This is a genomic window from Variovorax ginsengisoli (genome assembly GCF_030486595.1).
Lineage (GTDB): Bacteria > Pseudomonadota > Gammaproteobacteria > Burkholderiales > Burkholderiaceae_C > Variovorax > Variovorax ginsengisoli_B.
The window spans coordinates 49,376-63,134 of record NZ_JAUJZH010000015.1; the positions used below are offsets into that span (position 1 = coordinate 49,376).

Genomic DNA, 13,759 nt, shown 5'->3' on the forward strand with positions numbered 1-13,759 from the left:
ACGGAGCGTCTTCCACGTGCCAGAACGATCTTCTTCCACCGCCCGCAACGCCCGGTCCGCGGCACCGGCGGACGACCCGCCGACACCGGCCGAAGGCGGCCCGACGCGCCGGCGCGCTCGGCGCGAGCACTCGGATCTGCTCGAGACCCGCATCCTCGCGGCCGCGATCGAGGAGTTTTCCGAACACGGCTTCGCCGGCGCTCGCATCGAGCGCGTCAGCGCCGCAGCCGGAACCGTCGACCGGATGTTGTACTACTACTACGGCAACAAGGAAAGGCTCTACCAGGCCGTGCTGGCGAAGATCTACGAAGACATGATCGCTGCCCAACGCGAGTTCGTGACGCCGGACGATCCGGTCGAAGGCATGCGACAGCTGGTGATGCATTCCTGGGACCACTACCAGTCCCACCCCCACCTGGTGCGCCTCCTCATGAATGAGAACCTGCTGCACGGCAGGCACATCCGCCAGTCGGCGCACCTGGAGCGCACCACGCTCCCGCTCGTGGAGATGGTCGAGACGCTGCTCAGGAGCGGCCAGGCCCAGGGCGTGTTCAGGCACGACGTGTCGTCCGAGCACGTGCTCATGACCATCATGTCGCTCGGTTTCTTCTACGTGTCGAACCAGTACACCTGCTCGAGCTGGATCGGCGCCGACCTGATGAGCCGGCCGCGGCGCGCAGCATGGCGCAAGCACATCTGTGACGTGGTGCTCAGCATGCTCGCGAAGCGCGACGCCCCACTGCCGGCGACTGCAGCGCCCAAGACCCGGCGCAAGCCCGCCGCAGCCGACAAGAAGTGATCAGCAGCCCGGCGCCGACGCCGCCCAGGTGTCGCGAACGAAGCCTGCGATGGCCGCGTTCTGGCCGATCAGCGAGAAGCGCGCGTTGTGCGCGTAGTCGGGCAGGTTGATCATCTCCGTCGTGATCCAGCGCAACGGCGAATCAGCGTGGGCGCGGTGGTGGTCGAGCACCTTGCGAACCACCTCGCGCGTGCATGCCAGCGCCTCCGGCTGCCAGTCCGAGTGCCATTCGCCGGCCGCCGGCTCGGCGAACGGGTAGAGGATGCCGCGACCCGGTTCGCCGGCAGCGTAAGGAAAGATCGAATGCACGGGCACGGCCGCGACCGAGTTCCCCGGGTCGTTGATCGACCAGAGATTGCGCGGCCCGTTCGGCGCCACGCTGCGCACCTGCAGCCAGCGCACGATGCCCATTTCGAGCCACTGGTCGACGAAGTTGCCGCGCTGGAAAGGGTCCAGCACGGCACGGCCGTCGGCGACATCCTGCGTCAGCCCGCAGATCGCGAGCTCGCGCGGATTGCCGATCTTGAAGATCGCGTGGCTGTAGTCGAGCGTGAAGTGGAACGGAATGCCCCGGCGCTGCACCGCCTGCGCCACCGGAGCAATGCGGCGCGGGTCCTCGCTCCACATGTTGACGTGCAGCTCGAAGGCCGGTTCGACGCCGAGCGCCATGCCCTGGTCGTAGGCGCGCAGGTAGAAGTCCACCACCTCGTCGTCGGTGATCGGACGGCCGCTCGCGTCGTGCCAGTACAGCATGATGTTGTGTGTCGCCGCACCGATCGCCGAGGCCAGGCGAAGCTTCTCGGCCAGCAGGGGCTCGTCGCGGCCCAGCGCATAGAACCAGCTCGCGGTGTGCACCGGAAGCCCGAAGCGCTCGATGCAGCGCAGGTAGGCGTCGACCTGGTCCGGCAGCGGCAGGCGATCGAAGAAGTCGAAAACGCCGGCCTCCCGCACCAGGCTGAACTGCGCCTCGATCGGCGGCTCGACCAGCGACACCGCCGCCGCCAGCGACGAGGCCTGCGCGCCCCGGCCATTGCAGCCGATCGGCGGCAGGGTCCGTGCGGCTGCACTCATGGCGCGCTGCGCAGCTTGCGGATCTGCTCCTCGGGCGGCTGCAGTTTCGCGCCGTCGATATAGCTGCCCGAAGGCATCACGCCCTTGCCGTCCTGCACCGCCGTGCGTCCGACGAAGATGCCCAGCGTCGACTGGTTGTCCTGCGGCCGGAACACCACCGGGCCGAAGGGGGAGTCGAACTGCAGCCCCTTGAAGGCGGCGATGAGCTTTTCGGTATCGGTCGAGCCGGCCTTCTGGATGCCGGCGGCGATGGCCTTCACCGTGGCGTAGCCGACGATCGAGTTGAGGCGCGGATAGTCGTTGTACTTCTTCTGGTAGGCGGCCAGGAAGGCCTTGTGCTCCGGCGTATCGATGTTGGCGTAGGGATAGCCCGTGACGATCCAGTTGACGGGGGAATCGCCCTTGAGCGGGTCGAGGTACTCGGGCTCGCCGGTCAGCAGGCTCACGACCTCCCGGCCTTCGAACAGGCCGCGGGTCTTGCCTTCACGCGCGAGCTTGGTGAGGTCGCTGCCGAACATCACGTTGAAGATCGCGTCCGGCTTGGCGTCGGCCAGGGCCTGCACCACCGCGCCGGCGTCGATCTTGCCGAGCGGGGGCGCCTGCTCGGCCACGAACTCGATGTCCGGCTGCGCCTTCTTCATGCCCTCCTTGAAGGCGGCCACGGCCGCCTGCCCATACTCGTAGTTGGGGTAGACCACCGCCCAGCGCTTCTTGCCGAGCTTGGCGGCCTCGCCGATCACCGACGAGGCCAGCGCATAGGTGCCCGAGCGCAGCCGGTACGTGTAGCGGTTGCCGTTGTCCCACACGACTTTGTCGCTCAGGGGGCCCGAGGCCAGGAAAAAGACCTTCTTCTGCTTGGCGAAGTCGGCCAGCGCCAGCCCGACGTGGGACAGCGTGACGCCGGCCAGGATGTCGACGTTCTCGCGCGACAGCAGCTCTTCCGCCATGCGCACGGCATCGCCGGGATTGCCGTTGTCGTCGCGAAACACCGTTTCGAGCTTCCTGCCGAGCACGCCGCCCGCGGCGTTCACTTCCTCCTGGGCCAGCAGCCAGCCCTGCTTGTAGGGCACCAGGTTCTGCGGCAGGGCCTTGTAGCTGTTGATCTCGCCGATCTTGATCGGCGCCTGCGCGACGGCGCTGCCGCCGGCGATGCAGAGAGAGGCCGCCAGCATGCGGGCGGATGCGGAAAGCGCGGTCTTCATGGCGGGGATTTCCTTTCTGGCGGGAGCTGGGATTCGGGGCGTGGAAGCGTCGCGGCGCGATTCAGTGCTCGTCGGCGGCCATCTCCTCGACGATGCGCCGCATCTTGATCGATGAGCCGTCGAGTCCGAGGTGGATGCGATGCCACTGGCGCGGCTTGTCCTCGTTGCGCTGTATCGCCTCGAGCACGCGCTTGTCTTCATTGAACGCCAGGCGAAGGTTGCTGCGCAGGCGCTCGTCGATCGCCGGATCGGCGGGCGAGTTCTTGATGCAGAGCCAGTGCTGCACGCAGCTGCGCCGGTCGATCGGCGTGATGAAGTGGCAGGCGTACATCTGGATGCAGTCCTCGCGATTCCCCTCCGGCGCGCCGGTGCCCGTGCGAGCCGAACCGAAGTCGATGACCGCGATGCTCGGCGCGTGATAGTGGTAGTAATGCCAGCGGTCCACATTGCCCCCGAAGTCCTTGAGGCCTTCGAAGATCGGGATCAGTGGCCCGTCGATGACCCAGCGCCAGGTCACGACCTTGTTGCCCTGGCGCTCGTGCTGCACCCGCGTCTCCTCGCGGCCCGCGCTGGCGAGCGTGGTCTGGTGCACATAGACGACGTGCGTCGGATCGCACAGGTTGTCCGCCAGACTCAGGTAGTTCGACTGCACCAGCAGCGCATCGCCCTCGACCACGCTGTAACGCGCATCGTCGTACTCGGGCAGGCGGAACACCTGGCTCCGATCGGCCCGCGCCGGATCGCCCATCCACACCCAAGCCATTCCCATGCTCTCGGCCGTCGGGTAGCTGCGTACGCGGAAGCTCTCGGGCGGGCGCGCCATGCCAGGGGCGATGACGCAACGGCCGCTGCAATCGAAGGTCAGACCGTGATAGCCGCACTGGATGGCATCGCCCTGCAGCCGACCGATCGACAGGGGCGCCAACCGGTGCGGGCAGGCGTCTTCCAGCACGGCGACGCTGCCCTCCTCGGTGCGGTAGACCGCGAGGTCCTCCTCGAGCACGCGCCGGGTGACGATGGCGCGCCCGATGTCCCTCGACCAGGCGAGCGGATACCAGGCGTTGTAGGCGTAAGCAGTCATGAACGGTCCTCGCAGGGGTGCCAACAGGTTGTCTGGAGGGAAATACGCAGAAACCGTGCCAGCATTAAGTAAGTAACTTCTCCATTTGAATGGAGAACATACTTAATTTTGGTGCGAAAAGCCACCGGGTTTGCACCGGTCACGGGCGTCTTCGCCTCGGCCGGAACCGCGCGCGGCCTCCCCCGTGACGAGGCGACCGGGTGCTCCCGCAGGAAAATAAAGGAGGAGGCGAAGCCGGGGGACATTCGCGGAGGGGGCCACCCGGTGGCCTCGTCGCGCGCCCCGCACGTCCCCCCGAACACCCGCGCGCCGAGCGCGCGCCCTGGCTAAAGAAGAACCGGCGTCAGTGCCGCTAGTTCGAGCCGCTCTCTGCTTCCTGCAGCAGCCGCCACATCACCTTGCCGCTGCCGCTCTTGGGCAGAAATTGAGCATCCAAGCGAACACAAACGGAGGACTTTTTCCTCTGTTAGCTATAGGATCGAGGCCGTCATTGTTCGTACGGATTCGCTAGAGATTTCCGTACGTCGTTCGTACGGAGATTCCTACCTTGGCCACCATCATCAACACCGTTGCCGGACGCAGCCGGCTCAAGCCCCGGCGAGAGCCCTACTGGCTCAAGATTCGCGCTGGCGACTTCCTCGGCTACCGACGCCTGGAAGGCGCGAGCGGAACTTGGATCGCGCGGCATCGCACCGACGAGGGCAAGCAGGCATACAAGGCGCTCGGGGACTTTCCCGACCTCAGCGACAACGAGCGTTTTGATGCGGCCAGCAAAGCCGCTGGTGAATGGTTCGATCACCTGGGCGATGGCGGCCGCACCGAGGTTGCGACCGTGGCCGACGCCGCGCGCGCGTATCTGGCCGAGCTTCGCGCCGACAAACGGGACAAAGTGGCTGCACATGCCGAGGGGCAGCTTGAGCTGCACGTGCTCTCGCACCGCATCGCCCGCATTGGGCTCGGAAAGCTGCGCGACAAGGACATTGTGAACTGGCGGCGCGATATGCGGGACAAGCCCACGCCGCAGGGCACTCCGCGCGCCGGCTCCACCCTCAACCGGGTGTCCAATCTGCTACGCGCAGTGCTCAATCAGGCCGTAAAGGATGGCTACGTGACCACCAGCCGCGCATGGAAGGATGCGCTTGCCAAGGATGGCTCGGCCGAGCGCTCCGGCGGCGTCTATCTGGACCGCGACCAGCGCCGTGCCCTACTCCAACATGCGAAGGCCGAGATTCGCCCGTTCTTCGAAGCGCTCACGCTGCTGCCCGCGCGCCCCGGCGCTATCGCCGCCCTGACCGCCGGCAACTTCGACAAGCGCACGGGCGTGCTCCACATCAACGAGGACAAGGCCCACGGCAATCGCAGGATCAAGCTGCAAGGCAAGGCGGCCGCATTCTTCACCGCGCAAGTACGCGACAAGTTGCCCGGCGCCCTCATGTTCAGCAACACCCGCAACACCGCTTGGGATCGCGACTCGTGGTCGCATCAGTTCAGGAACGCCGCCGACCTGGCCGAGATCCCGTCCGAAGCATCAACCTATGACCTGAGGCACAGCGGCATTACCGATCTGGTCACGGCCGGCGTGCCAACCATCACCGTGGCGACGTGGGCCGGAACATCTGTTGCTCAGATCGAGGCCAACTATCACCACCACGCACCAGAACACAGCGCCGATGCGCTGGAGAGGCTCGCGTTATGAGGCGGGTGGCAGCCGAGCAACCCTCTAGTCGGCGCAACCTTGGTCCGCTGACCTTCGCAATGCTGCGGGAGATCGGCGGCGTGGGCCCGTCTCCACCTACAGGCAAGCGCGGTCGGCCGCGTAAGCAAACCATCGGGGACCTCAACAACCTGTTGATTGATGCAGCTTCCAGAGTTGCCTATTTGATTGCGGCCCAAAACAATGCGCGTGGTGCGCAGACCCGCGCCATTCGAAAAGTGGCCGCCGAACTTCGACAAGATGTGGCATGGGTGAAAAAGGCTTATCAGCGACATCCGCTAGGCCGATTGTTGGGGGAGTTGAAACACTCGGAGGACGAGCTCAGGCACGAGTTGCAGCGTCGCCTACTCGCCATGCCAGATGACGTGATCGAAAGACTGGGTAGCGTCAATGCGGCACAGCTTCTCCAATTCCTGAGAGCGAAAGGCATTGATGGCACCTCGCCTCAGTGGTTCTTGGACGAGGCTCGGCACATCAATTTATTGTCCCCAAACAGCGAGTAAGCCGCTCTTGTAATTGCTCCATCTTGAACAAAGTCGCACAGGAGCGAAACGATGGCGCAGCAGGCGGAACTTCCCCAGATCCTCAACCCAGAGCAAAGGCTCAAACTCGCCCAAGTCTCGATCCTCACCGGCAAGGGTCGCACGGCAATCTATGCCGACATGAAGGCGGGTCGATTTCCGCAACCTGAGCGCGACGGGCCGCGCTGCAGCCGCTGGCGTGCCGGCGATGTCCTCGATCACCTCAATCGCAAGCGAGGCGCCTGAGATGGCGCGCAGCAAGGCGGCGGTCGGGGCGCTTCCGACATCCGAAGACCAAGCCAAGCAGCTTGCCAACCTGAAGGCCCAGCTTGCCCTACGGGGCTTCACGGTTCACGACGTGAGTTCTGGCGGTTGGGTCATTGGCCGCTGGGATCGCACCCTGTTCGCGGCAAAGCTCGCAGACCTGGAAGCATTCCTCCTGCGTGTCGGAGGTCAGCCATGACGCCCGCCGAGAAAGTCTTGTCCCGCGCTTCTGGCGTGCGCAAAGCCGGCCCGGATCGCTGGATGTTCAAGAGCCCCAATCGGGACGACCGCACCGCCAGCGTGAGCATGCGCGAGCTGCCGGACGGCAAGATCCTCCTGCACGATTTCGGAGGTGATGACTTGGAGTCGCTGCTTTGCGGCTTGGGCCTGGAAACACACGACCTATTCCCCGAGCCTCTGACGGTCACTGAACGGCCACGCCGTCGCTCGCTGATCTCCACCACGGACGCTCTACGCATCCTCGCCAGCGAATCGAATCTGGTTGCCATCGCCGCCGCGAACTTGGCGCACGGCGTCAGCCTGACCGACGAAGACCGCGCCCGCCTCCTGACGGCCGCCGGGCGAATCCAGACCATCGAACGGGAGGCGCACGCATGAGGCACGACCCCTATGCGGTTCTTGACGCGGCGGCAGCGGAGCGCCCTGCCCCACGCCCGGCGCCGATGCCGCCACCGAACTTCATCGAGGAGTTCGAGCCATCAAACGATGTTGGCGTCATCGACCAAGTAGCGACGCGCTACAAGCTCCTGAGCGGCGAGGACCTGCACGACCTGCCATCGCCCGCGTATTGCGTTCGCGGCGTGCTTCCTGCCGTGGGCCTCGCAGCGTTGTTTGGCCCCTCGGGGTCGGGAAAGTCGTTCCTGGGCTTCGATCTCGGCGCGGCGATTCCTGCCGGAAACCGGTGGTTTGACTGCCGCGTCAATCCAGCGCCGGTTGTCTACCTTGCGCTGGAGGGCGAAGCAGGCTTCAAGCTGCGCGCCCAAGCATGGGAGGCCAGCCGAGGCCGACCGTTGCCAGAAGGCTTCCAGATGGTACTGCAGCCGTTCAAGCTGACCGATCCTCAGGACGTGCACGATCTCGCCTCCGTCCTGCCAGCGGGCGCAGTGCTGTTCATCGACACCTTGAATCGAGCCGCACCGGCCGCTGACGAGAACAGTTCGCGGGATATGGGCGCCATCCTCGAAGCGGCCAAGCTGCTGCAGTCCATGACAGGCGGGCTTGTCGTGCTGGTGCACCACACAGGCAAGGACAGCACACGCGGCCTGCGCGGACACAGCTCGCTATTGGCGGCCATGGATGCGGCCATCGAGGTTTCACGCGACGGCGACCGGAGGGAATGGCGCGTCGCGAAGTCCAAGGACGGCCAAGACGGCGAGGTGCACTCGTTCAAGTTGCGCGTCGAAACCCTCGGCATTGATGAGCATGGCGACCCGATCACCTCTTGCGTGGTGGACCGCGACACCGCTGCGCAGGACGTGCGCACCGCGAAGCTGCCGCAAGGAGGCAATCAACGGCTGGTGTTCGATGCCCTGCGGCCGCTATTCAAGAACGGTAGAGCAGGCCTGCCAGGCGCACCACCGCTGCGCCCTTGCATCGAACTGGACGCCGCAATCGCTGCTGGCGCCGCAAAGCTCACTTGTCCCACCGACAGGCGCACCAGTCGCACACGAGAGGCGATCACCGGTCTTGCTGCCCGTGGCGTGATCGGTCTTCACGAGGGTTGGCTATGGCTCACCTGACACGCCGAAATTCGCCGTTTTCTCCGTTTTCGGTGAACGCCGGCGCCGAAATCCTCCGCTCCCCCTATAGGGGGGAGGAGGAAAACGGTGGAGTTTCCGGCGGCTATCGAACGAGGAGGCTTCGTCATGAAGGCCATTGAAGTGCTGGAGGTCGCGAGAGTTGCAGGCCTCAGTCTTCGCGTCGAGAAGCAATCCCTTCTCGTCGCCCCCATTACCCGCCTTGATCGCCCCATGCGCAACCTCCTCACGCTGCATAGAGCCGAGGTAGTCGCCCTCCTCACCGATGCCCACGCGACCACCCAAGCCCTGTTGGCTGGCGCACCTCTACCCAGGGGGCGGCGGTCGCCCATTTTTTGAGCGGTCGATTTGGAAACCGCCGCCTCCCCTCTCTTTATCCATGTGACCTTGAACCCTGGAGCACCCTGATGCCAGCCCACCGCAAAGGCTCGACCATTTCCACCGGACGCCGCGTCCAACCCATGACCACGCTGAGCCCTCCGGCGCTCGCCGTCTTCAAACACATCGTCGCGTCCGTCGACCCTTCACATTTCAGCGCGGTCGATCTGCCTTTGCTTGAGTCGTACGCGAACCATGCCGCGATGGCGACCCATGCAGCCCAGCAGATCGACGCAGAGGGCGCTGTAGTCGCCGGGAAGCCCTCTCCATGGCTCACCGTGCAGGAGAAGGCCGTAAAGGCGCTCACAGCCCTGTCTGCGCGCCTGCGAATCGCTCCGCAAAGCCGGTTCGACAGGCTGGTTGCCGGCGCCAACAGTCGGCAGCAACTCAACACGCCCAAGCCGTGGGAACAGGACATCCATGGTCTGCTGGCCGGCGAAGATGAGGACCCTGGCGAGCGTTACTTCAGGTCTGCTCAATGACGGCGCGAACCACAAACGCCGACCTTGCCGACGAACTGGACGCACTGCGCGCCGATGTTTCGCACATTGCCTCGCGACTGGATGACGTTCTCGGCGCCATCGATGAGGTGCTAGGCGTGGTGCTCGGCATTGCCGCAAACATCGAGGGCGAGGATGACTGACGACCTCGAAGCCCGCATCCAGGCGACCGAACAGGCATTGCGCGCGGCGGTGGAGCGTGCCGGCGCGTTTGTCAGCGGGGATGGCCGGGTGCATGAGGAAGTCGCCGCGCCGCTGCTGGGCATCGCACCGGGAACCCTGGCGAATCAGCGACGGGCAGGCACCGGACCTGCGTTCTATCGGGTCAGTGGTCGGCCCACTTACCGACTGCGCGACCTGGCCGAAACGATCGAGCGTGGCCGATGCGTCCCGGGCTGGTGATCGCTGCACGGATGCCCACGAATCGCCACGCGATGTCATGACCTCTGATCGACCGAAGGGCGCTGCTTTTCCATGATTGAGCCATGACCAATCCACTTTCCCTCATCTCGCCGGCCCGCACCTTTGTGCGCGGGCTGATTGCCCGCTCCGTCGTCGGCAACTCCGACGAACATATCCACGCCTACGCTCGAAACCGATGGGGCGAGTACCAAGGGACCGAGGTGACGAAGGCTGCGGTTGCCGCGATCTCGTCGGCCGATACCGGTGGCGTCGATGTGGCGCGCGCATTCTTCGGTCTGGTTCGCGAACAGTCGATTCTCGGCCGGCTCACTGGCCTCCGACGCGTTCCGTTCAGCACCCGCATGCTGGCCGTTACCGCAGGCTCGCGCGGCTACTGGGTCCGCCAGGGCCAGAACAAGCCCCTCTCCCGCGTCGCCCTCGCTGGCAGCACACTGGATCCGCTCAAGGTCGCGGCAATCCTCGTCGTGACGAAGGAAATGCTCCGGGCCAACGACGAAGCCGCCGAGGCCACGCTGCAGGATGACCTCGTGCGCGCCGTGACCGTGGTTCTCGATGAGGCGTTCATGGACCCCGACAACGCAGGCGTCGCGAACGAGATGCCGGCGAGCATCGCGTACGGCGCAACCCAGATCCAGGCTACCTCCGACTTCGGCGCTGATCTGCGCGCCATGATCGCGGCCTTCAAGGGCGACCTCGGCTATGCGGCCTTCGTCACGAGCCCCGATGTCGCGGTCGGCATCGCCACCATGACCGACAGCCAAGGGCACTACCTGTTCCCCGGCATCGGTGCACGCGGCGGCGAACTGCTGGGCATCCCGGTGCTGACCACGCGCTCCAACGTCACGACCACTTCCGGAAGCTCGCTCCTGCTGATCGATCCGACCGGCATCGCTGCGGCGGTCGGCAGCATGACCCTCGATTCGAGCGATCAAGCAACGCTGCAGATGAGCGACGACCCGAACGATGCGGGATCGCCTGTCTTCAACGTGTCGCTCTATCAGACGAACGGGCACGCCTACAAGGCGGAAATTGACGCGAACTGGAGCCGCCAGCGTCCCGGCTCTGTTGTCGCGCTGGAAGGGCTGCTGTGATCGTCGAGAAGCGCCTCACCCTCGCCGCGAGCGGCGTTACCAAGTTCATCTCCAGCGGCAAGCGCAAGGTTCGCGGCTATGCCTCTACCGCGTCGGTCGACAGAGTCGGCGACGTGGTTTTGCCGCGCGGAGGCACGTGGACTCTACCCCTACCACTTTTGCTACAGCACGTGCATTCAGACCCGATTGGCCTGGTCCGTTCCATCGAGGTGCGCGGCGATGGCCTTTGGATCGAGGCTGAGCTGGTCGAGGGCATCGGCAAGGCTGACGAAGCATGGGCCATGATCGAAGCCGGCTTGCTGGGCGCGTTCAGCATCGGCTTCCAGGCGCTCAAATCCGAGCCGCTGCCGACTGGTGGGCTGAAGTTCGTTTCCTGGTCCTTGTACGAGATCAGCGTTGTCACGATCCCGGCGCAACCGGAAGCACGTATCCAGCGCAGCACAGACGGCGCGGTCAAGCTGATTTCCGCTGGCATCCCACTGATTAGCGCGAGGCAAAAGCCATGACCGAAAGCGAATCCTCAGCCACGCCGAGCGCGCACGAGATGGTGCGGGATCTTGCCGTTGCGATGGAAGAGGTAGTTGCGGGCCTCAGCGACCGCATCAAGAAGCTCGATGGAGCAGTGAGAAGCGCCTCCTACAACGCTGCGAACAACGTCACCAACACTTTCGAAACTTTGGTGGATCGCATTGCCGAGCTGGAGGAGCGCAAGGCTGCTTCGATGGTCTTCAAAGGCGCGTTCAACCGCACCATGAGCTATCAGCCGGGCGATTTGGTCACGCTCAACGATCGGTTGTACGTCGCCGCGAAGGCTATTGAACCGGGCGAGCATCTCCGCGATGGCGCAGACGGCTGGGTGAAGATTTTTTCAAAGGGCCAGAATCATGATTGACGATCTCGAAGTTGACCGCGACGCCATCATCGATATGCACCGCTTCCAGAATCTCACCCGCCTGACGGCTTTCGTCGAGGCTGGCGAGATGACCGAAGCAGAGGCTGTCAGCGTTCACAAGGCTTTCATGCGCTCCGATGCGCTGCAGACCCTGGTCGCTATCGACGTGGCGACGGTGGAGGCCATGTTGTCCGGCCAAGTGCACTGATGCCCTGGATTCAAGCAAAGCACCGGGGGGGTGACCGGTTGCAATCAGATGCGACGTTCGGATAGACTTCCCCCCGCTCGGGCATAGCACCGACCGCATGAGGCTCAGCCCTCTGCACAGCCAATCCGACCTTTCGGTGGCTCCCGATCTGCCGATACACGCGCTCGGGGATTCCAGAAATTCACTTTGGAGTTCCTCGTGGACCTTTCTCTTATTCCGAAACTTCGTCGTCGCGCGTGCCGTGCTCAGGACGGCCTGTGCTTCTATTGCCGCCTGCAGATGACCAATCCAACCGCAGAGCACCTAATCCCCCGCCAGCACGGTGGTCCGACGACTGCATCAAACATCGTCGCCGCATGTCGGCGTTGCAACGAGCGTCGGCATGCTGACCCACGATGCCGGCCAATGACAGTCGATGAGTACGCGACCCTCGTGTTGCTTGAGCACCAAGCGGGCATATCGGCATCGACGACCGGCTAGATTGAGTGCTTGCCCCGGCGGATGAAGTCCGTACCATCTGCGCCTTGACCAACTTGTGCCCACGAAATGCCTTGCTACAGCCCCTGGTACTCGCACTTGAATGCGGATAGCGAAGACTACCGTACGGCCGAGGAAGAGGTCCGCGCGAAGCTCGCTGCCGTGAAACACGTAGTCGACTACTACTACAGAGCGGACGGCCATGCACTTCCCGACTTGCCTCACGGAACGAGCATCGACCCGCAACGACAGCCCTATTCACCGCGAGAGTTTGCGATCCGGGAAAAAATCTGCCACCACTTTGTATGTGACGAGATGAGTTTCATGGATCTTTACGACGCGTGCACGCTGCTGCACGAGCAAGTGCCTTCGGAGCGTTCCTACTTGGCCGTCATATTTCCATGCGCAAACTTGATTCGCAGCAGCAATAAGTTCAAATCGCCGCCTCGAGGTTAGCGGGCGCATCGCCGGCCTGGACGCCAACGCCAAGGGCCAGACTCGACTGATGGTGTTGAACCGGGCTAACCGCCCACGATCGCAAGGTCTTCGAGAATCGTGTGCGCCATTGCGCGCTCCGACTCGAATACGTTCAACCGAGCGCCGTTCCGCTTGAGCAGCCATTGGGTCCCATCGACCTCGTCCTGAATCTCGGCAAGCTCTCTCCCGGAAAAATCGCCCCCAGCCTGGGGTTGCAGGAGATACAAAACATTGAGCGCGTTGGGATAAACCTCGTGGGCCCGCAGAACTGCCGTGGCAGCTCGATCCAGATACGCGCTTCGATGGTATTGCGTCTTGTACCAAGCCGAAGCGATTGCTCCACGAATCTCTCCAGCGTCGTGCCCAGTTCCGACGATTTGAAGGTCTAGAGACACCTTACCCCCGTCCTGAACACTTTGAGTGGGCTTCGATCTCCAAAAATCAGGGGCCGTCTTGAGGTTCATGTGCTTGCGCATCAACTCGCGAACGGTGCGGCGCACGTTTCGAGTGGTATGTGAGTGGTCATCGCTGTCCAACCGCTCACCGACAGTCTCTCGAAGGGCCAACGGTACGAGTCGACGGAAAAGGTCCTCGACAATGCCTGCAGCGGTCGCGCCGCGAACAAATTTCGGTTCGCTCAGCGTGATGTTCCAGCCGAGCGGCAAGGACCCGCCTGCCTCCAGAACTTGCTCAGCTTGATCGATCAAAAAGGCCGCATCATTCGCGAGATCGTCGTTGTAGAGGCAGCGCAGGCCCGCGACGTTTTGCAAGCATCTAACAACGATCTCGCCAGTCCCCTGCTCGCTAAAGACGATCCCTACATTTACTTGCTCCCCAGTTGCCACGTCCAAGCACAGGCGAGCAAGGCGCCAAGTACCTTGGA

Annotated in this window: 20 protein-coding genes; 16 read left to right on the forward strand and 4 right to left on the reverse strand. The window is 64.0% G+C overall.

From position 1 onward, the window contains the following. Positions 1-16 precede the first annotated feature (16 nt). Positions 17-799, forward strand: coding sequence for a TetR/AcrR family transcriptional regulator (locus QZH52_RS20355; protein ID WP_301812425.1), 783 nt, complete (start codon positions 17-19; stop codon positions 797-799). On the opposite strand, the gene QZH52_RS20360 is transcribed toward QZH52_RS20355, so the two are convergent. The 3 genes from QZH52_RS20360 to QZH52_RS20370 all read right to left on the reverse strand — a co-directional run bounded on the left by QZH52_RS20360 (position 800) and on the right by QZH52_RS20370 (position 4,153). After that, complete coding sequence (locus QZH52_RS20360; RefSeq protein ID WP_301812426.1) at positions 800-1,870, reverse strand: xylose isomerase; 1,071 nt, start codon at positions 1,868-1,870, stop codon at positions 800-802. It abuts the gene before it with no gap. Further along, positions 1,867-3,072, reverse strand: coding sequence for an ABC transporter substrate-binding protein (locus tag QZH52_RS20365; RefSeq protein ID WP_436411611.1), 1,206 nt, complete (start codon positions 3,070-3,072; stop codon positions 1,867-1,869). The genes QZH52_RS20360 and QZH52_RS20365 overlap by 4 nt, the downstream gene beginning before the upstream one ends. A gap of 61 nt (positions 3,073-3,133) precedes the next feature. After that, positions 3,134-4,153, reverse strand: coding sequence for a Rieske 2Fe-2S domain-containing protein (locus QZH52_RS20370; RefSeq protein ID WP_301812427.1), 1,020 nt, complete (start codon positions 4,151-4,153; stop codon positions 3,134-3,136). A gap of 547 nt (positions 4,154-4,700) precedes the next feature. Between QZH52_RS20370 and QZH52_RS20375 the strand changes: the two genes are divergently transcribed. The 15 genes from QZH52_RS20375 to QZH52_RS38640 all read left to right on the forward strand — a co-directional run bounded on the left by QZH52_RS20375 (position 4,701) and on the right by QZH52_RS38640 (position 12,402). Beyond that, positions 4,701-5,849, forward strand: coding sequence for a tyrosine-type recombinase/integrase (locus QZH52_RS20375; RefSeq protein WP_301812428.1), 1,149 nt, complete (start codon positions 4,701-4,703; stop codon positions 5,847-5,849). A gap of 5 nt (positions 5,850-5,854) precedes the next feature. Further along, positions 5,855-6,370 carry a hypothetical protein gene (locus QZH52_RS20380; RefSeq protein WP_301812429.1) on the forward strand — a complete coding sequence of 172 codons (516 nt, stop codon included), beginning with the start codon at positions 5,855-5,857 and terminating at the stop codon, positions 6,368-6,370. Positions 6,371-6,421: 51 nt separating this feature from the next. Beyond that, positions 6,422-6,634, forward strand: a complete 213-nt coding sequence (locus QZH52_RS20385) for a helix-turn-helix transcriptional regulator (protein ID WP_301812430.1) — start codon at positions 6,422-6,424, stop codon at positions 6,632-6,634. After that, positions 6,597-6,851: a hypothetical protein gene (locus tag QZH52_RS20390; RefSeq protein ID WP_301812431.1), complete on the forward strand. Its 255-nt coding sequence runs from the start codon at positions 6,597-6,599 to the stop codon at positions 6,849-6,851. Before QZH52_RS20385 ends, QZH52_RS20390 begins: the two co-directional genes overlap by 38 nt. After that, positions 6,848-7,270, forward strand: a complete 423-nt coding sequence (locus tag QZH52_RS20395) for a DNA primase (protein ID WP_301812432.1) — start codon at positions 6,848-6,850, stop codon at positions 7,268-7,270. Before QZH52_RS20390 ends, QZH52_RS20395 begins: the two co-directional genes overlap by 4 nt. Then, on the forward strand, positions 7,267-8,412 hold the full coding sequence (locus QZH52_RS20400; RefSeq protein ID WP_301812433.1) for an AAA family ATPase: 1,146 nt from the start codon (positions 7,267-7,269) through the stop codon (positions 8,410-8,412). The genes QZH52_RS20395 and QZH52_RS20400 overlap by 4 nt, the downstream gene beginning before the upstream one ends. Before the next feature lie 126 nt (positions 8,413-8,538). After that, entirely contained in the window at positions 8,539-8,769 is a 231-nt protein-coding gene (locus QZH52_RS20405; protein WP_301812434.1) for a hypothetical protein, read from the forward strand. Positions 8,770-8,837: 68 nt separating this feature from the next. Beyond that, positions 8,838-9,290, forward strand: coding sequence for a P27 family phage terminase small subunit (locus QZH52_RS20410; RefSeq protein ID WP_301812435.1), 453 nt, complete (start codon positions 8,838-8,840; stop codon positions 9,288-9,290). After that, positions 9,287-9,451: a hypothetical protein gene (locus QZH52_RS20415; protein WP_301812436.1), complete on the forward strand. Its 165-nt coding sequence runs from the start codon at positions 9,287-9,289 to the stop codon at positions 9,449-9,451. Before QZH52_RS20410 ends, QZH52_RS20415 begins: the two co-directional genes overlap by 4 nt. Further along, positions 9,444-9,710, forward strand: coding sequence for a hypothetical protein (locus QZH52_RS20420; RefSeq protein WP_301812437.1), 267 nt, complete (start codon positions 9,444-9,446; stop codon positions 9,708-9,710). The genes QZH52_RS20415 and QZH52_RS20420 overlap by 8 nt, the downstream gene beginning before the upstream one ends. A gap of 83 nt (positions 9,711-9,793) precedes the next feature. Further along, positions 9,794-10,822 carry a phage major capsid protein gene (locus QZH52_RS20425; RefSeq protein WP_301812438.1) on the forward strand — a complete coding sequence of 343 codons (1,029 nt, stop codon included), beginning with the start codon at positions 9,794-9,796 and terminating at the stop codon, positions 10,820-10,822. Next, a complete protein-coding gene (locus QZH52_RS20430; protein ID WP_301812439.1) occupies positions 10,819-11,328 on the forward strand; it encodes an HK97 family phage prohead protease in 510 nt (169 codons plus the stop codon). The genes QZH52_RS20425 and QZH52_RS20430 overlap by 4 nt, the downstream gene beginning before the upstream one ends. Beyond that, a complete protein-coding gene (locus QZH52_RS20435) occupies positions 11,325-11,714 on the forward strand; it encodes a hypothetical protein (protein WP_301812440.1) in 390 nt (129 codons plus the stop codon). The genes QZH52_RS20430 and QZH52_RS20435 overlap by 4 nt, the downstream gene beginning before the upstream one ends. Next, on the forward strand, positions 11,707-11,922 hold the full coding sequence (locus tag QZH52_RS20440; protein WP_301812441.1) for a hypothetical protein: 216 nt from the start codon (positions 11,707-11,709) through the stop codon (positions 11,920-11,922). Before QZH52_RS20435 ends, QZH52_RS20440 begins: the two co-directional genes overlap by 8 nt. A 198-nt stretch (positions 11,923-12,120) precedes the next feature. Continuing rightward, positions 12,121-12,402: an HNH endonuclease gene (locus QZH52_RS38640; RefSeq protein WP_366919309.1), complete on the forward strand. Its 282-nt coding sequence runs from the start codon at positions 12,121-12,123 to the stop codon at positions 12,400-12,402. A gap of 518 nt (positions 12,403-12,920) precedes the next feature. On the opposite strand, the gene QZH52_RS20445 is transcribed toward QZH52_RS38640, so the two are convergent. After that, on the reverse strand, positions 12,921-13,646 hold the full coding sequence (locus tag QZH52_RS20445) for a hypothetical protein (protein WP_301812442.1): 726 nt from the start codon (positions 13,644-13,646) through the stop codon (positions 12,921-12,923). Positions 13,647-13,759 lie beyond the last annotated feature (113 nt).

What these genes read in the sequence shown, in the direction of transcription:
- QZH52_RS20420 (WP_301812437.1), top strand. Translation starts at nt 9,444, where the DNA reads ATGACTGACGACCTCGAAGCCCGCATCCAGGCGACCGAACAGGCATTG.
- QZH52_RS20440 (WP_301812441.1), top strand. Translation starts at nt 11,707, where the DNA reads ATGATTGACGATCTCGAAGTTGACCGCGACGCCATCATCGATATGCAC.
- QZH52_RS20435 (WP_301812440.1), top strand. Translation starts at nt 11,325, where the DNA reads ATGACCGAAAGCGAATCCTCAGCCACGCCGAGCGCGCACGAGATGGTG.
- QZH52_RS20365 (WP_436411611.1), bottom strand. Translation starts at nt 3,072, where the DNA reads ATGAAGACCGCGCTTTCCGCATCCGCCCGCATGCTGGCGGCCTCTCTC.
- QZH52_RS20405 (WP_301812434.1), top strand. Translation starts at nt 8,539, where the DNA reads ATGAAGGCCATTGAAGTGCTGGAGGTCGCGAGAGTTGCAGGCCTCAGT.
- QZH52_RS20415 (WP_301812436.1), top strand. Translation starts at nt 9,287, where the DNA reads ATGACGGCGCGAACCACAAACGCCGACCTTGCCGACGAACTGGACGCA.
- QZH52_RS20370 (WP_301812427.1), bottom strand. Translation starts at nt 4,153, where the DNA reads ATGACTGCTTACGCCTACAACGCCTGGTATCCGCTCGCCTGGTCGAGG.
- QZH52_RS20385 (WP_301812430.1), top strand. Translation starts at nt 6,422, where the DNA reads ATGGCGCAGCAGGCGGAACTTCCCCAGATCCTCAACCCAGAGCAAAGG.
- QZH52_RS20360 (WP_301812426.1), bottom strand. Translation starts at nt 1,870, where the DNA reads ATGAGTGCAGCCGCACGGACCCTGCCGCCGATCGGCTGCAATGGCCGG.
- QZH52_RS20390 (WP_301812431.1), top strand. Translation starts at nt 6,597, where the DNA reads ATGTCCTCGATCACCTCAATCGCAAGCGAGGCGCCTGAGATGGCGCGC.
- QZH52_RS20400 (WP_301812433.1), top strand. Translation starts at nt 7,267, where the DNA reads ATGAGGCACGACCCCTATGCGGTTCTTGACGCGGCGGCAGCGGAGCGC.
- QZH52_RS20425 (WP_301812438.1), top strand. Translation starts at nt 9,794, where the DNA reads ATGACCAATCCACTTTCCCTCATCTCGCCGGCCCGCACCTTTGTGCGC.
- QZH52_RS20410 (WP_301812435.1), top strand. Translation starts at nt 8,838, where the DNA reads ATGCCAGCCCACCGCAAAGGCTCGACCATTTCCACCGGACGCCGCGTC.
- QZH52_RS20395 (WP_301812432.1), top strand. Translation starts at nt 6,848, where the DNA reads ATGACGCCCGCCGAGAAAGTCTTGTCCCGCGCTTCTGGCGTGCGCAAA.